Source organism: Micromonospora sp. NPDC049230 (assembly GCF_040647875.1).
Lineage (GTDB): Bacteria > Actinomycetota > Actinomycetes > Mycobacteriales > Micromonosporaceae > Micromonospora.
In genome coordinates this window covers 22,229-41,589 of the sequence record NZ_JBEZCZ010000024.1, presented here as the reverse complement: position 1 = coordinate 41,589, position 19,361 = coordinate 22,229, and the positions used below count along the sequence as shown (strand labels likewise).

The window sequence follows — 19,361 nt, the reverse complement described above, 5'->3', positions numbered from 1 at the left end:
GGTCGGCTGCCCCGCGCGACCGGGACGGATCGCGGGCGGGCATCCGGCGACGAACCGAAGGAGAGACAGGCAGTGCCGGCAACCCCACCCCAGCCACGCCGTACCGTGGCGATCATCCTGCTGGACCGGCTGGTGGCCTTCGCCACCGCTGCCCGGCGGGTGCTCACCGGTCGGGACGACGTCTCGCGGGCCACCTGGTTGGCCGTGATCGCGGTGCTCGGGGTGCTGGTCGTGACGGCCGTCCTCGTCGCCGGGGTGCTGCGGACGCCGGAGAAGCTGACACCTGTGACGCTCGATCCGCCACTGTCGGTCGACCGGGAGAGCACACCACCGCCCGGCACGCCCCGGGCGCAGGCGCGACCCGCGGCCACCAGCCCGGCGGTGCCCGCTCCCCCGCCGGCCGCCTCGGCCACCGCGGTCCCACCGACCGCCGGGGCGTCGACCAGCCCCGCGCCGACCGGTTCGACAGCGACTGCCACGCCGGCCGCCCTGGTCGCCGACTTCGCCATCGAGGACACCGCGCTGCTCAGTTATGGCGCGGCGGTGACTATCAGCAACCCCGGCTCGGCGCCGGCGCCACAGTGGACGTTGGTGGTCACCCTGCCCCGGGAGTCGCTGCGGGTCAGCGCGGTCGAGGGCGCACGGGCCACCCGCGACGGCGCGGTGTGGACGTTCGTGCCGGACGGCACGGCGGGCCAGGTGCCGGGCAGCGCGTCGGCCCGGGTGACGTTCCGGGTCAACGGCGCGCCCGCCGGCGCCGCCCCCGAGGCGTGCACCATCGACGGGGCCGCCTGCACCGGCCTGTCGAACTGACTGTCGGTGGACGGATGGGGCGGCCCACCCGAAGGTCGGCCGCCCCTGCCGGACGCCGGGGGTCTACTGCTGGTTGAGGCGCAGCGCGAGGTCGATGACCAGGTATTTCACGGCGAAGCCACCGGTCAGCTGGGCCGTGCCGGTGAGCGGGTCGATCTGGTACACCTGGCTGGGGAAGCCGCCGTTGAGGACGGCGTAGGCGTTGTTGCTCACCGCTCGCCCGCCACGCAGGGTGCTGTGGATGTCGAAGCCGGCCCGTGGGTTGGCGGCCACGCCCAGGCTGCCGGTGGCGACGAGCTGGCCGGCGTTGGCCGGGGACTGTAGCGCGACCTGGTCGAGGTTGGTGTCGACATCGAACAGCGTGGTCGCGGTGCTGGGATCGAGGTCGACGTTCGTGTAGGCCGCCGCGGTCAGCCCGGGGGCGGCGGTGACCGCAGGCGGGTAGGTGAGGGTGCCGTCGGCGAGGGTGACGCCGCCGACGTTGACGTTGTGCCGCAGATTCTGGCCCACGTCGCTGATGATGCGCAGCCGGTCGGCGGCCGGGTTGAAGTCGACGCCGAAGAACGACCCGCTGAGGGGGATCGTCAGCTGGCTGACCTTCGTGGCGACCGCGTTGCTTGTGGACAGGGTGAAGATGCCGCCGCTGTCGCCGACGCCGTAGAGCCGGCCGTCCTGGACCCGGTAGTCGATGCCCACGAGGTTCTCGGTGCCGGGCAGGTCCACGGTGCCGATCACGCAGGCCAACCCCGGTCGGTTGGCGGCGAACTTCAGAAGCTGCTGGTCCTCGGTCAGACCGACCGCCACCCGACCGTTGCGGCCGCCAGCGTTGAGCAACTCCCAGAGGATGGTGCAGGAGCCGGCGTTCGACGACGCCAGACCGGGAAACGAGGTACGCACCGACGGGGCGCTGCCCGGCCGGGCCGCGGCGCCCGCCGTGGTCGTCAGCATTCCGATGACGACGGCCGTGCCGGTCAGGAGCAGTAGTCGATGGATCATGCGATGCATGGGAGGGCCTTCCTTGCGCGAGGTACGGGGAATGCCCGGCAGTGGCATCGGAGTAGGGGCGTCCCGCTCGATCCATTCGAAACGTTTGCCCAGGTCAGACGCTATACAGCCGCCCCAGAAGTTGCTGTCGGATCACGTACTATCCGAATCGTCCTCAACGGCGCGACGGGATGCGGTCCACCGTCACCGTCGCGTCCTGCCGTTCCCGGAGGGCCGGCAGCGCCGGCGCGAGTGCCACGAGCATGGCCAGGCCGGCGACGGGAAGCAGGTCGAGGGTGACCACCGGCAGGACGATGCCGGCGACCAGCAGCGGCACGCTCCACCACGGCAGCCGCCGTCTCGCGGCGAGCATGCCCGCCAGGAGGACAAGGCCGAGGAAGAAGAACTGGGGCACGACGTCGTAGAAGGCGATCTCGACGCCGGGGATGTCCTTGAAGTCCGCGCCGAGCGCCGACATCTCCGCCCGGTCGGCGGCCAGCAGACCCGCCACGATGTCGGCGCCGAACTGGACCATCGTCGCGGCGAGCCCCACCATCGTGAGGGTCACCACGCCGGTGCGCCAGGGGCTGCGGGGCAGGAGGCCCGACAGCGCGAGCACACCCGGGACGAAGCACACCATGCCGGCGAGGGCGACCAGGTGCGCGGCCTGCCAGTCGAGCCCGGGGCCGTACACGTCGTCGGCTCGTGCCCACAGGCGTACCAGGCCGTAGGCGGCGATCCCGACGGGTCCGGCGAGGACGTACAGCGCTGCGCGTCTCATGCCGACCATCATCTGGTCCGCGGTGCCCCGGCCGGCTCCGGGAAGATCCCTCGCCCGGCCCCCGACTTCCGTCTCAGGTTTTCCACCGAGCCGACCCCCGGTCGGGGGCGCAGGCCCCTCAGGCGCGCCAGATCACCTGGGCGGCGGCCAACGCGGCCTCCTGGTAGGGCGTCCGCGGTGAGTCGCCGGCGATGACCTCCACCGGCCACTTCTGCCGCAACGAGACCCAGAGCGTCGACATGACGCCCGAGTACGTCGAGAGCTCATCGGTGCCCTCGGTCACCCGCAGCACGTACGTCCACGCCGCCGCGTCCGGTGCGCCGTCCAGTGGTGTCCGCCAGGCGCGGTGCAGGCTGCGTCCGTGGCGGCGTGGGGCGTCGGCGGCCAGGAGGGTGTCGGCCGGCACCGGGTTGGGCGCGTCCGGGGGGCCGTCGGGGCTGAACAGGTACGCCAGTGGCGGCACCTCCGCGACGACCGGCACGTCGGCCAGGTCGGGGCCGTCGGGCTCACCGACGACGGTGCGCAGGAGCGCCAGTTCCGCGCTGGTGATCCCGACGCCGTAGTACGCCAGGCTGAGCAGGAGGGTGGCGTCGGCCAGGTCGAACTCACCCGCGGCGTACTGCTCCCGCACGGTGCCGAGGACGTCGTCGGGAAGCCGGCCCACGAGCCGCCGGCACACCTCGGCGACCGTCGCGTACGTCTGCGCATCCATGGTGTTCATTTCTTCTTGTAGTCGCCGAGTTCGGTCCGTGTGACGTTGCCCTGGTCGTCCTGGACCACTCTAATGATCTTGTTGCCCTTCGGGCCTTCCCAGGTCCAACTGCCGTCGCCGCCGACGTCCGGATTACTGTAACGGGGCGGATTGCCCATCGGGATTCCCTGCGGGGCGGGGTTCGGCGCCGGGGGGTTGCTGATGACGCCCGGGTTGGTCCGGTCCGGCGGGAAGGCGGTGCGGATCTCACCGTCGGCGAGCACCGTCGTCTTGACCTGCACACCATCGACGACGCCGACGTAGTCGTAGGCCCACGCCGGGTTGCCGTCCGCGTCCTTGGTGGGATATGGCCCCTTGTTCGGCGGCCCCTGCTGCGTCACCTGGTGCGCGGCATCGAGGATCTTGGCCTCGTCCCAGCTCTTCGGGAACTCCGTCTTGTTGGAGAAGCCGGTGCCCGCGAGGTGACCGCCCTGTCGGCCACCGTCGCCCTCGATGATGTGCTTCCGCGACGCGTCGCTGTGGTGGATGCCGCCCGCCGTCGGTGGCTTGGTCGGCGCGGGAGGTCGGGTCGGCCTCACCGGCCTGGTGCTGCCGGGGCCCTGACCGGCCCCGGGCGGATGGCCCTGCTGCGCCGCCTGGCCGGTGGCCTGCTGGGCACTGGCGATGCCCTTGCCGGCGTTGATGCCGCCGTAGCTCTTCGGGGGTTTGCCGCCGCCGCCACCCGTGCCGCCGCTGCCGCCGCCGGGTTTTCCGGGCTTCGCCATGGACGCCTTATCCGTTCAGGATGCGGGTGAGGTTGGTCAGGCTGGTGATCAACGCGCCGACGTACATGAGGATGCGCCCGGCCCACTTGACGACGGCGGCCGTGATCTGCGCGGCGATGACCGGGATCGTGACGACGAAGATCGCCTCGACCGCCCAGACGATCACGCGTGCCACCAGGTCGGCGATGAGGTCGCGCACGATGTCGCGGGTGAAGGCCACCAGGTTGCCGGCACCCTCGGTTGCCGCGGCCATCGCGGCGGAGACCGCACCGAGCCCGCCGAGGGCCTCGACGTTGTGGTCCATCAGGCCGTGGTAGGCCAGCGCGGCCTGCCCGTACCACTCGGGCAGGTCGGCGTCGAGGTGCGCCCGCAGGTCGTTGGCCATGCTGTGCAGCTCGGCGGCCATGTTGTCCCAGGTGGCGGCGTGCGCGGCGACCACGTCGGGCATGCCGGTGAGCTGGTCGAGCATCTCCCGCAGCGGCTCGAAGTATTCCATCGCCCAGCCCAGGCCGTTGGCGAGCAGCGCGCTGAACGGATCCAGCACCGTCACCGCCGCGTCGAGCCCGAACGCGGCACCCGCGAGCAGGTCGTCGACCCAGCCCTCACTCCTGATCGCGTCGACCAGACCCTCGACACTGTCGGCCAGGGAGGCGCCCGTCCAGACCTCCCGCGTGGAGGTGACGTCGGCGACGAGTGACAGGTCGGTCATCGGGCCAGCTGGCTTTCCACGCCGCTCATCAGCGCGGCGTTGTCGCCGTCGACAGTGTCGTAGCCGTCGGCGGTCTGGCGCAGCCCCGAGGCGGCAAGCGTCAGATTCTCCTCGACGGCGGCGAACAACTCGTCCTGCCGAGCGTGCTTGTCCGCCAGGACTCCGGAGATCCAGCCGCACAGCAACCCGTACGCCGAGTCGTCCTGGGTGATGTGGGCGCTGGCCGCCCGCACCGCCGCGAAGCGCCCCGCCAGCGCCTCGATGTTGCGCGCGTGGGCACGGATCTCGTCCGCGTCGACCGCGAACCCGTCGTTCACCAGAATCACCGCCACCCTCGGTGGCCGTCAGCTCGCCGCGCCACACCGCCCATGATCATCAATGGCGGAGTGTAACAAGCGCTCACCTTCGGCGTGGCCCCACGGCGGCGACAGCACCCGCGCGTCCGGGTGGCGACCATCGCTCATGCTGAAGAGGTGATTCGCTTCGTACTGAACGTGCTGTGGCTCATCTTCGGCGGCGGCATCGTGCTGGCGGTCGGGTACGGCGTCGCCGCCCTGATCTGCTTCGTCCTGGTCGTCACCATCCCGTTCGGCGTCGCGTCGCTGCGCCTCGCCGTCTACTCGCTGTGGCCCTTCGGCCGCACCCTGGCGCCGAAGCCCGGCGCGGGCGTCGCCTCCGGGTTGGCGAACATCCTCTGGCTGGTGCTGGCGGGCTGGTGGCTGGCGCTGTCGCACATCCTCGCCGGTGTCGCCCTCTGCGTGACGATCATCGGAATCCCGTTTGGCATCGCCAACTTCAAGCTCGTGCCGGCGGCGTTCTGGCCCCTCGGTCGGGAGGTCGTCGACGCGCCCTGAGTTCGGAAAAGCGCCCTGAGCTCGGGAAACGGGGGCACCCGGCCCCCTGCCACTTCTAACATATAGCGCACTGGGGGGCTTGCGGCAAGACCCGGGTCGTGCCGCAAAATCGTCGGCCGAGACCAGATTCTGCCGAAATGGAAGTCATCATTTGAGTTCCCAGCCTCCCTCCGTGTTCGACCTTCCCGGTCACCTCGCCCCCAAGGCCGACCCGACGCTGATCGCCCGCGACGAGCAGCACTTCGCGACGATGGCGGAAAGCCTCGCCCACCTGAACGCCGAGCTGTCCGAGCGCCTTGCCGCCGAGCGCCTGGCGCCCGGCGGCAAGGGCCGGCAGGCGATGGACCGGGACGAGGAGATCCGCCGGCTGACCGGTCGCCTGCGGGCGCTGAGTCGCTACGGCCTGGACCTGTGTCTCGGCCACGTGGTCGGCACCGACGACCCCGAGCCCGTGTACGTGGGACGTCGCGGCCTCACCGACAGCGCGGGTCGGCGGCTGCTGCTCGACTGGCGCTCTCCCGCCGCCGAGCCCTTCTTCGGCGCGACCCACGCCAACCCGATGGGCCTGGCGAGCCGTCGCCGGTACCGGTGGACGCGCGGCCGGATCAGCGACTACTGGGACGAGGTCTTCACCCCGGACGGGTTCGTGGGGCACGCCGTCGCGCTCGACGACCAGTCCGCGTTCATCGCCAGCCTGGGCGGCGCGCGGTCGAGCCGGATGCGGGACGTGCTCGGCACGATCCAGGCCGACCAGGACGCCATCATCCGCGCGGGGTCGGCCGGCGCGCTCGTCGTCGACGGTGGCCCGGGCACCGGCAAGACAGTTGTCGCGCTGCACCGCACCGCCTACCTGCTCTACTCCGATCCTCGGCTGGGTCAGCGCCGGGGTGGGGTGCTCTTCGTCGGGCCACACCAGCCCTACCTGGCCTACGTCGCCGACGTCCTGCCCAGCCTCGGCGAGGAGGACGTGCAGACCTGCACCCTGCGGGACCTCGTCGGGGAGGGCGCCGCGGCGACCGTCGAAGAGGACCCGGACGTGGCCCGGCTGAAGTCCTCCGCGGACCTGGTCCGGGCGATCGACGCGGCGGTCCGGTTCTACGAGGACCCACCGGTCAAGCCGATGACCGTCACGACCGAGGAGGGCGACATCTGGCTGGGCGCCGACGACTGGGCCGACGCGTTCCAGGCACCGGGACCGGGCACCCCACACAACGAGGCGCGCGACGAGGTCTGGGCGGAGTTGCTCACGATCCTCGTCGACAGGCACGGCGGCGACGAGCCGGACGACGCACTGCGTCGAGCGCTGCTGCGCAACCGGGAGCTGCGCACCGCCTTCAACCGCGCCTGGCCGTTGCTGGACGCCGCCGACCTGGTGGGAGACCTGTGGTCGGTGCCCGCGTACCTGCGCACCTGCGCGCCCTGGCTCAGCCCGGCGGAGGTCCGGACGCTGCAACGCGACGACGCCCGGGCCTGGACCGTGTCGGACCTGCCGCTGTTGGACGCGGCCCGGCGGCGCCTCGGCGACGCCTCGGAGCGTCCGCGACGGCACGACCCCGCCGCCGCCGTGGAACGCGAGCACCGGGCCAGGGTCGTCGACGAACTGCTCGCGGCCGATACCTACGACGACGGTGAGGGCCTGCTGACGATGCTGCGCCAGCAGGATCTGCGGGACGTCCTGGCCGACGACTCCGCGGGGCCCGCCGCCGACCCGGACCTGCTCGCCGGCCCGTTCGCGCACATCGTCGTGGACGAGGCCCAGGAGCTGACCGACGCCGAGTGGCAGATGCTGCTGGCCCGGTGCCCGTCGCGCAGCTTCACCATCGTCGGGGACCGCGCCCAGGCCCGCCACGGGTTCACCGAGTCGTGGCCGGAACGCCTGCGACGGATCGGGCTCGACCGGATCACGGTGGCCTCGCTGAACATCAACTACCGGACCCCGGAGGAGGTCATGGCGGAGGCCGAACCGGTCATCCGGGCCGTGCTCCCGGACGCCAACGTGCCGACCTCCATCCGCGGCACCGGGCTCCCCGTCGTGTATGGATCGGCCGCCGAGTTGGACGCGATCCTCGACGCCTGGCTCGCCGAGCACGCCGACGGAACCGCCTGCGTGATCGGCGACCCGGCGTTCCCGGCGACGTCCCGCGTTCGATCGCTGAGCCCGGAGCAGGCCAAGGGACTCGAGTTCGACCTGGTCGTCCTCGTCGACCCGGAGGCGTTCGGCACGGGCATCGAGGGGGCGGTGGACCGCTACGTCGCGATGACCCGGGCGACCCAGCGACTCGTCATCCTGACGAGTCGCTGAGCCGCCTGGGTCGCGGCTGTCAGTTGCCCAGCGTCACGTGCAGGATCTTCTCGTTGCTGTTGTTCGGGGTGCTGTCCTTGTCACCGACGGTGGTGGTGGTCAGCCACAGGCCGCCGTCGGGGGCCGGCTCCACGGTCCGCAGCCGGCCGTAGGTGCCGTTGAAGTACGTCTGCACGTTGGTCAGGCTGCTGCCGCTGATCACCGCGCGGTACATGCGGGCACCCCGCGCACAGGCCACGTAGAGCGCGTCCCGCACGATCGCGATGCCGGAGCAGGACCCCTCCGCGGTCGGGTAGGTGCGTGCCGGCGCGATGAACCCGGCGGTGCCGCAGGTGCCGCTGGTGCCCTCGCACGCCGGCCAGCCGTAGTTGCCGCCCTTCGTGATCAGATTGGTCTCATCCATGATCGAGTTGCCGAACTCCTGCTCCCACAGCCGGCCCTGCGAGTCGAACGCCAGCCCCTGCGGGTTGCGGTGGCCGTAGCTCCACACGTAGTTGCCGAACGGGTTGTCCGAGGGGACGGTGCCGTCCGGGTTGAGGCGGAGGATCTTGCCTTCGAGGGCCGACCGGTCCTGCGCGTAGTTGCCGTTCTGCGCGTCGCCAGTGCTGGCGTACAGCTTGCCGTCCGGGCCGAAGCGCAGCCGGCCGCCGTCGTGGTACTTGTTGCGCCGGATGCCGCTGATCAGCACCTGCTCGCTGGAGGTGTTGAGGCGACCGTTCTCCAACTTGATCCGCACGATCCGGTTGTCGCTGGGCGAGGTGTGCATGATGTACAGCCAGCGGTCGCTCGTGAAGGTGGCCGAGACGGCGAGCCCGAGCAGGCCACCCTCACCCTCGGTGCTCTGCACGTTCGGGACCGTGCCCAGGTTGGTCTTGGCCCCCGTGCTGGGGTTGAGCTGGATGACGTCGTGCGCGTCGCGGCGGTTGTAGAGGACGCTGCCGTCGGGCAACGTCGCCAGCCCCCACGGGATGTCGGTGTCGGTGGTGACCTGACGCACCGCGCACACCGGGTTGCCGCAGCCCGCGCCGGTGGTCACCGTCGCGGTGGCGCTGCGCGACGAGACGTTGTCCTGCGCGTCCCGGGCCACCACGTAGTACTGGTAGGCGGTGTTCGCCGCCAGCCCGCTGTCGGTGAAGGTGGTCGCCGGCGGAGCGCCGGTGACAGTGCCGACCTTCACCCCACCCCGGAAGACGTCGTACGCCCGGACGCCGATGTTGTCGGTCGACGCGGTCCAGCGCAGGGTCACAGTGGTGCCCGACGCGGTGCCGCTGAGCTGTTGCGGTGCGGTCGGCGCCTGGGTGTCCGCCTGACACTGCGGGGGCGTGATCGACACGGTGCTGCTCGCCTGGGACACGTTGCCGGCGGCGTCCCGGGCGTTGACGTACAGGCCCCAGGTCGCCCCGGCGACCACGGTGAGGCTTGTGGACAGCGTCGAGCCGCTCACCGACGTCATCAACTGGCCGTCGTGGTAGATGTCGTAGAAGGCGACAGCCACGTTGTCCGTCGAGGCGTTCCACGCGAAGGTCACGGAGTTGCACGTCAGGCCACTGACCCGCGGGCTGCCCGGAGCCGTGGGCGGCTGGCTGTCACCGCTGCCCAGCGTCGTCGTCCAGCGCTGGTTGGCCTGGCCATTGCAGGTCCAGAGACCAACCAGGGTGCTGTTGGCGGTGGCCCCGCCGTTGACGTCCAGGCACAGGCCGGACTGGACGCCGACGATGGTCCCGTTGGTGTTGATCCGCCAGCGCTGGTTGGCGCCACCGGTGCAGGTGTTGATCTGCAACGTGGCCGGCGCGGTGGTGTCCTGACCGACCACGTCCAGGCACATCGTCTCGTCGTAGACGCGCAGCTCACCCGCCGAGGTGAGGGTCCAGGCCTGGTTGGCCTGACCGTTGCAGTCGTAGATGTTGACGCCGGCACCGGCGGTGCGGACGTTGCCGACGACGTCCAGGCAGCGGCCCGACGCCGCGCTGACCACCGTCGAGGTGACCGCGGCGGATGCCGGCACGCCGACCGCGACGGTCAGCAGTGTCGCCGCTGCCATCGCCGCCGGCAGCAGTCGCCATCGGGAGTGACGTGGGTGGGACCGCGCGATGGCTGACATCCGTCCTCCAGGATCGGGGCGTCGACCGGACCGACCCGGCGCCGGAGGGCCCGGCGCCCGACCCGGTCGGAGTGTGAACATCGACTATCCAAGATGGGCCGCCGGCGCATGTCAAACGATGTCACTCGATCAGCGACAAAGTCTCAGATCGGGGCCATTTCCGAAAGGGCCGCGTCCTACTCCCCGCCCCGCAACGACTCCCGGACGTGTCTGCGGGCGTGGTGGATCCGGGACTTCAACGTGCCGACCGGAATGCCCAGTTGCCCGGCGATCTCCTGGTAGTCCAGCTGACAGAGGTCGCGCAGCACCAGTGCCGTCACCAACTCCGGCCGGTGGGCCTCCAACCTGTCCAACGCGTCGAGCAGGTCGAGACGCGACCCGGCGATGACGCTCGTCGTACGGGGATCGCCCACCTCGACGGGCAGCAGCGGGCTCGGCCGCTCGGCTGCCCGTCGCCGCAGCGCCCGGTAGGTCTGCCGCGCGCAGTTGGCGACAACGGTGTGCAGCCAGGTCGTGAAGAGCGACCGCCCCTCGAATCGCTCGATGTGCGTGGCCACCTGCACCAACGCGTCCTGCGCCGCCTCCTCCGCGTCCTGCCGGCAGGGCAGGAACCGCCCGCACTGCTCCAGCACCCGCGGGCCGATCGCCGCCAGCAACTCCTCAAGTGCCGCGCTGTCACCGGCCGCTGCCCGGCGTGCTAGTTCCTCGATCGACGACCCGTCCAACGTCGGCGCTCCCCCGCTCCCTGTGCGACACCGCGGTTGCGGCTGCCGGATAATACGGCCGTGTCCATCCCGCCACAGGTCGGCCGGTACCGCGTCGCACGGCCCGTCGGCGCCGGCGCGTTCGCCACCGTGTGGCTGGCGTACGACGACGAGTTGCAGGCCCCGGTGGCGGTGAAGGTGCTCGCCGAGAACTGGTCGCAGCGGGCCGACATCCGGGCGCGTTTCCGCCAGGAGGCCCGGTTCATGCGCCAGGTCGACTCCGACCACCTGGTCCGCGTGCTGGACATCGGCGAGCTGCCCGACGGCCGGCCGTACCTGGTGATGACGTACGCCGGTGGCGGCACGCTCGCCGAGCGGCTGGCCGACGGTCCGCTGCCGGTGCCCGAGGCGCTGCGGATCGCCGCCGAGATCGCCAGGGCGGTGGCCGTCCTGCACGACAGGGGCGTGCTGCACCGCGACCTCAAGCCCTCCAACGTCCTCTTCGACACCCCGGTCGCCGGAGGCCGGGTGCTGGTCGCCGACCTGGGGCTGGCCAAGGCACTCGCGCACGCCTCCGGGTTCACCCTGGTCGCCGGCACGCCCGGCTACATGGCACCCGAGCAGCTCGTCCCGGGCGGCGCGCTGGACGCGCGTGCCGACGTCTACGCGATCGGCGCGCTCACCCAGCACATGGTGACCGGGCTGCCGCCGGGGCAGGCGGCGGAGACAGCGGCCCGGGTGCCCGCCGCCGTCGAGCGTGTCGTCCGTCGGGCCCTGCATCGCGAGCCGGGCCGCCGCTGGCCGAGTGCCGCCGCGTACGCCGCCGCGTTGGAGGGCCTGCTCGCCGCGCGGACGGCTCCGGCCCGGCGGTCGCCGCAGCGCGCCCGCCGGGCCCTCACCACCGTCGGTGCGGCGGCCACGACGCTGGTCCTGGCCAGTTCGTCCGCCGCCGCCGACACGCCGCCGGGCTGGACACGGGTGCGCGACGTGACCGGCACCGTCTCTGTCGCCGTGCCCGACGACTGGGCCCGGCACCTCCGCGACGGCGGCTGGAAACCGGGGGTGATCGGCCCGCCCGGCGCACACGAGCCGGGCCTGGTCGTCGGGCCCGACCTCACCGTGTGGTCCACCGCGAACAGCCCCACGCCCGGCGTGTTCGTCGGGGTGAGCCGGACCCGCACCGGCGCGACGGTCCCGCCCACCCTGACCGGCCACAACCGGTGCACCCGCGCTGCCGACCGCACGGTCACGGTCGGCAGCCTCAGCGGGAGCGTCCGGCGCTGGACGCGGTGCGCCAACACCACGACGTCCTTCAGCGAGGTCATCCTGACCGCGGCCAGCGGCACCCTCGACGTCTATGTCCAGGTCAGACAGAGCGGGGGCGCGGACCGCACCGACGAGATCCTCAGCACGCTGCGCGTGGGCGGACCCTAGTACCGTTCCCAGTTGCCGCTGCCGTCGGCCTTGCGCCACCGGCGGGTCTCGGTGCCGCCGTCGAGCCTGCGGACGGTGGCCTCCACGTTCTGGCCCACCAACCGGTACGAGAGGAACGTCATGACCTTGACGCCTCCGGAACCGGGCTGGTCTCCCCCGATGACCGGCCAGGCGTAGCGGCCCCGGCCGTTGTCGGAGAGCTGAACGGGCACGAGGGCCTGCCGTCGCGCGGCGTTCGGGTTGCCCAGTTCGACGAGGACGAGCGCGTCCTCGGTCGACGGTGCGTTCGCCGGCTCCTCGACGATGAACTCGCCGTACACCGGCTGCGCGCCACCCGGCAGGATGCGGCACGGCACGTCGAACCCGTTCGACCCGTTGCGGAACGCCACGCTGTCGTCGGACTCGCCACAGAAGCCCAGCTTGCGGATCACCGCGTTGGGCCAGTCGGTCCGCCGGATCTCGCTCGCCTGGGTGGCGGGTCCGGAGGTGCCGGACACCGGAGCAGCCGGGCTGGTGCTCACGGTGGCCGGCGTAACCGAGCCGGAGCTGGCGGTCGTCGGGGCGCCCGGCACCGACGGACTGGCGCTGCCCGCGGCGGAACCGGCGGGCCCCGCGTCACCGTCGAGCCGGTCGACCGATGGGGTGCAGCCGGCGCCGACCGTGACGGTGAGTGCCACACCGACGAGCAGTTTGCCGCGCATGGGTGGTCCTTTCCTCTGCGGGATCTGTCACTACCTGGGATGCCCCGACACGGGCGGTGGTTCACGCGACTCGCGCGGATCTTTCCACCACGGGTGCGCACGCCTCTCCTCCTCAGGTCGCAAGGGCATTGCCACCCTGCGCCAGATGGTTCGGCGCGCGCTGTCGAACAGACTTGTGCCATGGCATCGGGTGACGCCGTACGGACCCGCTCCGGACACCCGGTCGCCGGGGAAGGCACCGGCAGAGATGCGCTCTCGTACATGTCTCCGAACCCGCTCAACCCGCCCGGCGGGAAGGCTCGTCCGACTCGGCGCGATCCTCGCGGTCGCCGCCGTCGTCGCGGGGACCACCGCGGGCTGCGGCGCGTCGCCCGCCCGCCCCGCCCCGCACGTCGACACCCCGGCGGCTGCCGCAGCCCCGGGCGGCACGGGCCCCGCCCTGACCGGCACCGACGTCAACGCCTGGCTCGACGGCGTGCTGCCGGCCGCACTCGACCGCACCGGCATCGCCGGGGCCACTGTCGCCGTCGTGGACGACGGCAAGATCCTCACGACGCGGGGGTACGGCCACGCCGACACCGGTGACGGTGACACCGGGGCCGTCCCCGTCGCTCCGGACCGCCATCTCTTCCGGATGGGATCGGTGTCGAAGCTCGTCACCGCCACCGCCGTCCTGCAACTCGTGCAGAGCGGGAAACTCGACCTCGACGCCGACGTCGAGACGTACCTCGATTTCGACCTGCCGCGCAGCTACGAGCGGGCCGTCACCCTGCGGCACCTGCTGACGCACACCGCCGGTTTCGAGGAGCGGATCGCCGGCCTGATCGGCACCGACGCCACAGACCTCGACCTGCGCGAGGCCCTGACGGCCGACCCGCCGGAGCAGATCTACGAGCCGGGCACGACCCCGGCCTACTCCAACTACGGCAACGCGCTCGCCGGCTACATCGTGCAACGCGTCAGCGGGACACGCTTCGAGGAGTACGTCCAGCGCAACATCCTGGACCGCGCCGGCATGCCGTCGTCGACCTTCGAGCAGCCGCTGCCGGCGCCGCTGCGCGACCGGATGTCCGAGGGGTACGACACCTCCGCCGGGCCCGCCGCGCCCTTCGAGATCGTCGGCACGCCCCCGGCCGGCGCGCTGAGTGCCCCGGCGACGGACATGGCGCGCTTCATGCTCGCCCAGCTCGGCGAGCCGGTGGGCTTCGCACCCCTGCTGGACAGGCCGACCCGCGAGCTGATGCAGCGTCCCGCACTCGACTCGACCTCGCTGGGCGCCCTTGCCGACGGCCCCCGGATGACCCTCGGTTTCTTCGACGAGAACCGCAACGGCCACCGGATCCTCGGCCACGGCGGCGACACCAACTACTTCCACACCCACCTCCAGATCTACCCCGACGACCGGGCCGGCATCTTCCTCTCGCTCAACAGCAGCGGCTCCGGCGGCGCCCTGGCCAGCCACGAACTTCGTGAGTCGGTAGTGCACGGCTTCGCCGACCGTTACTTCCCCGCCCGCGACGGGCAACCGACCGCCGGTGTCGACTCGGCGACCGCCGCCGAGCACGCCGCGCTGGCGGCCGGCACGTACGAGTCCTCGCGGACGGTACGGAGCAACTTCCTGACGATGATCGGCCTGGTCGGCCGGACGACGGTCAGCGTCGCCGACGGCAACCGGCTGCTGTTCGAGCCGGGCCCGCTGTCGGGCTCCCCCGCCCGCTACGAGGAGGTGGCCCCGTGGGTCTGGCGCGAGGTCGGTGGGCAACGCACGATCGCCATGCGGGTGGCCGACGACCGGGTCGAGGCGATCGGTTTCGACTCCGCGTTCGCGCTGCTCCCGGTCGAGCCCGCGCGGACATCCACTGTGGTCGTCCCGGTGCTCGCCGTGTCGACGGTCGTGCTGCTGCTCACCGTGCTGTCCTGGCCGGTCGGCGCGCTCGTTCGTCGTAGGTTCGGCGGTGCCCGGCGCGATCGGGCGGGGCGCACCGCCCGGATCCTGAGCCGCGTCGCCGTCGCCGGTACGCTGCTCGCCTTCGCCGGGTGGGTGCTGGCCCTCAGCAGCATCATGGGCCTGCGCGACGTCCCCGGTGCGGTGCTGCGCACCGCTCAGGTGCTGCAACTGGTCGGGTTGCTCGGTGTGCTGCCCGCCGCCGTCCGGCTGGCCGACGACGCCCGACGCCACGTCGGCTGGCGGAGGATCACCGGCAGCGCCCTGCTCCTGCTCGCTCTCGCCGGCGCGGGCTGGTTCGCCGTGGAGTTCCGGCTGCTCGCGCCTAGCATCTCCTACTGACCCGCCCGACCCGGGACGATCCGGAGCGAGGATGCGCACCGCATGACGGACCACACCGGCACCGAACCCGACCCGCCGCGACTGACGAAGTGGCTCGACGGACGGCTCACCCGACTCGGCGTGACGGGGGTTTTCCCCCGCGACTGCCTGCTCGCGGTGGTCCTGACCGTATCGACATTCGTCCTGCTGACCGTGCTGTTCTGGCTCGTGGCACCGGAGGACGGGGTGTCCCTCGACCCGACGCGGGCCTGGCTGCTCGTCGCCATCTGCTGCGCCCAGGCGATGCTGCTGTGCCTGCGTCGGGTCCGCCCGCTGCTCTGCCTCGCCTCCGTCCTCGGCCTGCAACTGCTCGTCGTCGGAGTCTCGCTGCCGGAGGCGACCATCCGGGGCTTCGCACCGTTCGTCGTGGCGTACACCATCGGGTCGTTGCTGCCGCTGCGGCGCGCGCTGCTTGCCGTCGGCGCGGCCGTGCTGGTCGAGTCGATCGGGGCGGCCGTCCTGGTGACCCCCGACCTTCTCACGGCCGTCGCGTACGTCTCGGCGAGCGCCCTGACCTACCTCGGTGCGACATTCGTGGGCAGCTACGTGGCCACGTCGCGGCGCTACGTCGAGTTGGTCCGGGTGCGGGCGGAGGAGGCGATCCGGGAACAGCGGACGAAGACCCAGGCGGCGATCGGCGCGGAGCGGACCCGGATGGCCCGGGAGCTGCACGACGTGGCCGCCCACCACCTCTCCGGCATGGTGGTGCAGGCGGCGGCGGTCGAGCGGCTGATCGACCGCGACCCGGCAGCCGCGAAGGCCGGGGTGGCCTGGATCCGGAGCCAGGGCAAGGAGACCCTGGACAACCTGCGCCTGGTGGTCGGTGTGCTGCGCGGGCGCCCGGGACACGAGGGCGGCGACGGTGGCGCTCCGGTGCCGGGCCTGGGCATGCTCGACGACCTCGTCCGCGACGTGGGCACCCTCGCCGGCCCGGTCGAGCTGGTCCGCGAGGGGCAGCAGCGCGAGGTGTCGCCGATCGCCGACGTCGCTCTCTACCGGATCGCGCAGGAGTCACTCAGCAACGCCCGTCAGCATGCCCCGGGCGCGCGGGCGCGGGTGGTGCTCCGCTTCCGGCCGCGCTCGGTGTCGCTGGAGGTGGTGAACGAGCCCACCGCCCGGCGTACCGTGCCGGCGGCCCGCACCGGCGGCGTCGGCCTGGTGGGCATGCGCGAGCGCGCACAGCTGGTCGGGGCGACGTTCACGGCCGGGCCGACCGCGGCCGGCGGTTGGTCGGTCACCGCGACGCTACCGACACACGATCCCGTCGCGTCGCACCCGAAGGGAGACAACCCGGCATGATCAGAGTGATGCTCGTCGACGACCAGGCGGTCGTCCGCGCCGGCTTCCGCGTCATCCTGGAGGAGGCCGGGGACATCGAGGTGGTGGCCGAGGCGTCGAGTGGATCCGCCGCCGCCGAGCTGGCCCGTCGGCTGCAACCGGACGTGATCTGCATGGACGTCCGGATGCCGCACGGCGACGGGCTCACCGCGACCCGACAGATCGTCGCCGAGGCCACCGGAACGCCGCCCGCGGTGCTGGTGGTGACCACGTTCGACCTCGACGAGTACGTCTTCGGCGCGCTGGAGGCCGGTGCCAGCGGGTTCATCCTCAAGGACTGTGAGCCCGAGGATCTCGTCGAGGCGGTCCGTCGCCTCGCCGGCGGCTACGGTCTCGTCGACCAGGCCGTCACCCGTCGAGTGATCGCGGAGTTCGCCAGACGCACCCCCGCTCCCCACCCGGACGCCGCCGACGCACACCGGCTGACCGCGCGGGAGACCGAGATCGTGCAGTTGCTCGCGCAGGGGCTGTCCAACGTCGAGATCGCCGACCGGCTCTTCATCGAGACCAGCACCGTCAAGTCGCACCTCGGGCGAGCCATGGGCAAGATCGGCGCACGGGACCGGCTACAGACCGTCGTGTGGGCGTACCAGAACGGGGTGGCCCGCCCCTGACCGCGGCACGCCGGTCAGTCGACCCACTCCTTGGCGAGCAGTTCGTAGGAGCTGACCCGGTCGGTGTGGGCGTGGGTGATCGTGGTGACCAGCAGCTCGTCCGCGGCGGTGACGTCGCGCAGGGTGCGCAGCCGCTCCGCGACAGTGCCGGGTGCCCCGACGAACTGGGTGTCCACCCGGTCGGCGACGAGCTGGCGATCGTCCTCGGTCCAGGGCAGCGCGGCGGCCTGCTCCGGACTTGGGAACGGCATCGCGCCCTCGCCACTGCGGATGCTGCGCACCCACGGGCCGTACGGTGCGGCCAGCCGGCGGGCCGCGTCGTCGGTCTCGGCCACGACCACGTCGGCGGAGACCACCACGTACGGTTCGGCGAGCGTCGCCGAGGGCTGGAACGCCGCCCGGTACGCGGCGACCGCGTCGAGCACCGAGGAGGGGCTGACGTGGTAGTTGGCGGCGAAGGGCAGGCCCAGCGCGCCCGCCAGTTGGGCGCTCTCCCCACCACTGCTGCCCAACAGCCACACCTGGAGGTCGGTGCCCTCCCCCGGCACGGCGTGCGCGTCCAGGCCGTCGGCGTCGGTGTAGTCGCCGCGCAGCAGGGCCAGCACGTCGGCCACCTGCTCGGCGAAGGGTGGCGGCTGCGCGCCCGGCTGGTGCAGCAGGGCGGTGCTCAGGGCGAAGCGCGGTGAGGTGAGCACGCTGGTGTAGGAGAACGGCGGCGGAATGAGCAGCCCGTCGACCACCCGGGCCGGCACCGGCGGGGCGGGCGCGGCGACCGCCTGGGCCGCCTCGATCCGCCGTTGACCGGAGCGGCCGAGCCCGAGGTCGATGCGGCCCGGGTACAGGGCGGCGAGGGTGCCGAACTCCTCGACCACCGACAGGGCGGTGCGGTGCCCGACCTGGACGGCCCCGGAGCCGACGCGCAGCACGCTGGTGGCCGCGGCGACCTGCCCGATCAGCACGGCCGGCGCGGAGCTGGCGACGCCGGCGGCGAGGTGGTGCTCGGCCAGCCAGTAGCGGTGGTAGCCGGACTGCTCGGCCCGACGAGCCAGGTCGACGGTGTTGTGCAGGGCGTCGGTGACGGTGGCGCCGGCGGGCACCGGCGACAGGTCGAGGATGGACAGTGGAGTGGACGGCATGCTGGTCCCCGTTTCTCTGGTCAGGCCGCCGCGGCGGCGGTCGCCGGCGCTGCGAAGGGGCGGCTCGGGATCTCCCGGCGCAGCACCGGGGCCACCTCGGCCTGGAACAGCTCCAGGCTCTCCCGGTGCTGCTTGTCGGTCAGCCCGTCGTGGTCGGCCTGGAGGTGGATGACCTCGTGGCCGAACTGCTCGTGGTAGCGCAACACCTTGTCGGCGAGCTGCTGCGGGCTGCCGACCAGGATCGAGCTGCGCTCGATGGCGTCCTCCAGGGTCGCGAAGACCGGCTGGATGCCGAGCCGCCGGAACGCGGCCACGCGGGCGTCGAAGATCGGCCGGTACCGCTCGACCGCCTCCTGTGACGTGCGGGCCACGTAGAAGCCGGCGGTGCCCGCGCCGACGAGCGCGTCCGCCGGGTCGTGCCCGTAGTGGACCCACCGTTCCCGGTAGTGGCTGATGAGTTCGGCGTACGGCTCGATCGGGTTGGTGACGTTGGCGGAGAAGATCGGGTCGCCGTACCGGGCGGCGAGGTCGACCGACTCTCTGCTGGTGGCGCTGCCGTGCCAGACGCGGATGGGCTGTTGCAGCGGGCGGGGCCAGGTCTCGGCGTCGGTCAGCGACGGCCGGTACGTCCCGGACCAGGTGACCCGGTCCTCGCGCCAGAGCCGACGGAACAGCTCGTAGCCCTCCCGGTTGCGGTCCCACTGGTCCTCGGCGGTGACGTGGAACAGTTGTGCCTGCGCGGCACCGTTGCCCTTGCCGATGATCAGTTCGAGTCGGCCGCCGCTGAGGTGGTCGAGGGTGGCGTAGTCCTCGTAGGCGCGCACCGGGTCGAGCAGGCTGAGCGTGGTCACCGCCGTGAACAGCCGGATGGTGGAGGTACGGGCCGCGATGTGGCTCAGCACCACAGGCGGTGAGGACGAGATGAACGGGCGCTCGTGGCGTTCACCGACGCCGTACCCGTCGAAGCCGAGGTCCTCCGCGAGGACCGCCGTGTCGACCACCTCCCGGAACCGGTCGGTGGTGCTCCTGCGCAGACCGGTGACCGGGTCGGGCAGGTGGGTGATGAGCGTTATCAGCAGGAACTTCAT

At 72.1% G+C, this 19,361-nt stretch carries 18 protein-coding genes; 7 read left to right on the top strand and 11 right to left on the bottom strand.

The window, feature by feature from the left end; genetic code table 11:
* Nucleotides 1-72 precede the first annotated feature (72 nt).
* The gene (locus AB0A95_RS20360; RefSeq protein ID WP_357557324.1) at nucleotides 73-813 is read left to right on the top strand and encodes a cellulose binding domain-containing protein; all 741 of its coding nucleotides are present in this window, start codon (nucleotides 73-75) and stop codon (nucleotides 811-813) included.
* 63 nt (nucleotides 814-876) lie between these two features.
* Here the strand turns inward: AB0A95_RS20360 and AB0A95_RS20355 are convergent, their stop codons facing one another.
* The 6 genes from AB0A95_RS20355 to AB0A95_RS20330 form a co-directional block, all read right to left on the bottom strand.
* Nucleotides 877-1,809 carry a DUF4394 domain-containing protein gene (locus AB0A95_RS20355; protein ID WP_357557323.1) on the bottom strand — a complete coding sequence of 311 codons (933 nt, stop codon included), beginning with the start codon at nucleotides 1,807-1,809 and terminating at the stop codon, nucleotides 877-879.
* 163 nt (nucleotides 1,810-1,972) lie between these two features.
* Complete coding sequence (locus tag AB0A95_RS20350) at nucleotides 1,973-2,578, bottom strand: hypothetical protein (RefSeq protein ID WP_357557322.1); 606 nt, start codon at nucleotides 2,576-2,578, stop codon at nucleotides 1,973-1,975.
* 118 nt (nucleotides 2,579-2,696) lie between these two features.
* Nucleotides 2,697-3,299: a hypothetical protein gene (locus tag AB0A95_RS20345; RefSeq protein WP_357557321.1), complete on the bottom strand. Its 603-nt coding sequence runs from the start codon at nucleotides 3,297-3,299 to the stop codon at nucleotides 2,697-2,699.
* Nucleotides 3,296-4,054, bottom strand: coding sequence for an EndoU domain-containing protein (locus AB0A95_RS20340; protein ID WP_357557320.1), 759 nt, complete (start codon nucleotides 4,052-4,054; stop codon nucleotides 3,296-3,298). Before AB0A95_RS20340 ends, AB0A95_RS20345 begins: the two co-directional genes overlap by 4 nt.
* Before the next feature lie 7 nt (nucleotides 4,055-4,061).
* Nucleotides 4,062-4,763, bottom strand: a complete 702-nt coding sequence (locus AB0A95_RS20335) for a hypothetical protein (RefSeq protein WP_357557319.1) — start codon at nucleotides 4,761-4,763, stop codon at nucleotides 4,062-4,064.
* Nucleotides 4,760-5,080: a type VII secretion target gene (locus tag AB0A95_RS20330; protein WP_357557318.1), complete on the bottom strand. Its 321-nt coding sequence runs from the start codon at nucleotides 5,078-5,080 to the stop codon at nucleotides 4,760-4,762. Before AB0A95_RS20330 ends, AB0A95_RS20335 begins: the two co-directional genes overlap by 4 nt.
* A gap of 156 nt (nucleotides 5,081-5,236) precedes the next feature.
* Between AB0A95_RS20330 and AB0A95_RS20325 the strand changes: the two genes are divergently transcribed.
* Together AB0A95_RS20325 and helR are read left to right on the top strand one after the other, a co-directional pair.
* Nucleotides 5,237-5,617 carry a YccF domain-containing protein gene (locus tag AB0A95_RS20325; protein WP_357557317.1) on the top strand — a complete coding sequence of 127 codons (381 nt, stop codon included), beginning with the start codon at nucleotides 5,237-5,239 and terminating at the stop codon, nucleotides 5,615-5,617.
* A gap of 172 nt (nucleotides 5,618-5,789) precedes the next feature.
* Entirely contained in the window at nucleotides 5,790-7,919 is a 2,130-nt protein-coding gene (gene helR, locus AB0A95_RS20320) for an RNA polymerase recycling motor ATPase HelR (RefSeq protein ID WP_357557316.1), read from the top strand.
* 19 nt (nucleotides 7,920-7,938) lie between these two features.
* Here the strand turns inward: helR and AB0A95_RS20315 are convergent, their stop codons facing one another.
* A complete protein-coding gene (locus AB0A95_RS20315) occupies nucleotides 7,939-10,020 on the bottom strand; it encodes a PQQ-dependent sugar dehydrogenase (RefSeq protein WP_357557315.1) in 2,082 nt (693 codons plus the stop codon).
* Nucleotides 10,021-10,196: 176 nt separating this feature from the next.
* Nucleotides 10,197-10,745, bottom strand: a complete 549-nt coding sequence (locus AB0A95_RS20310; RefSeq protein ID WP_357557314.1) for an RNA polymerase sigma factor — start codon at nucleotides 10,743-10,745, stop codon at nucleotides 10,197-10,199.
* 60 nt (nucleotides 10,746-10,805) lie between these two features.
* Between AB0A95_RS20310 and AB0A95_RS20305 the strand changes: the two genes are divergently transcribed.
* Nucleotides 10,806-12,158 carry a serine/threonine-protein kinase gene (locus tag AB0A95_RS20305; protein ID WP_357557313.1) on the top strand — a complete coding sequence of 451 codons (1,353 nt, stop codon included), beginning with the start codon at nucleotides 10,806-10,808 and terminating at the stop codon, nucleotides 12,156-12,158.
* Here the strand turns inward: AB0A95_RS20305 and AB0A95_RS20300 are convergent.
* Nucleotides 12,155-12,859, bottom strand: a complete 705-nt coding sequence (locus AB0A95_RS20300) for a hypothetical protein (RefSeq protein WP_357557312.1) — start codon at nucleotides 12,857-12,859, stop codon at nucleotides 12,155-12,157. The two genes, AB0A95_RS20305 and AB0A95_RS20300, sit on opposite strands and share 4 nt — an antisense overlap.
* Nucleotides 12,860-13,106: 247 nt before the next feature.
* Between AB0A95_RS20300 and AB0A95_RS20295 the strand changes: the two genes are divergently transcribed.
* Genes AB0A95_RS20295 through AB0A95_RS20285 form a run of 3 tightly spaced genes read left to right on the top strand, consistent with a single transcriptional unit; the run spans nucleotide 13,107 to nucleotide 17,137 of the window.
* Nucleotides 13,107-15,146: a serine hydrolase domain-containing protein gene (locus AB0A95_RS20295; RefSeq protein ID WP_357557311.1), complete on the top strand. Its 2,040-nt coding sequence runs from the start codon at nucleotides 13,107-13,109 to the stop codon at nucleotides 15,144-15,146.
* Nucleotides 15,147-15,188: 42 nt separating this feature from the next.
* Nucleotides 15,189-16,484, top strand: coding sequence for a histidine kinase (locus AB0A95_RS20290; RefSeq protein ID WP_357557310.1), 1,296 nt, complete (start codon nucleotides 15,189-15,191; stop codon nucleotides 16,482-16,484).
* Entirely contained in the window at nucleotides 16,481-17,137 is a 657-nt protein-coding gene (locus AB0A95_RS20285; protein WP_357557309.1) for a response regulator transcription factor, read from the top strand. The genes AB0A95_RS20290 and AB0A95_RS20285 overlap by 4 nt, the downstream gene beginning before the upstream one ends.
* 14 nt (nucleotides 17,138-17,151) lie before the next feature.
* Here the strand turns inward: AB0A95_RS20285 and AB0A95_RS20280 are convergent, their stop codons facing one another.
* Nucleotides 17,152-18,273, bottom strand: a complete 1,122-nt coding sequence (locus tag AB0A95_RS20280; RefSeq protein WP_357557308.1) for an LLM class flavin-dependent oxidoreductase — start codon at nucleotides 18,271-18,273, stop codon at nucleotides 17,152-17,154.
* Nucleotides 18,274-18,293: 20 nt separating this feature from the next.
* Complete coding sequence (locus AB0A95_RS20275; RefSeq protein WP_357557307.1) at nucleotides 18,294-19,361, bottom strand: LLM class flavin-dependent oxidoreductase; 1,068 nt, start codon at nucleotides 19,359-19,361, stop codon at nucleotides 18,294-18,296.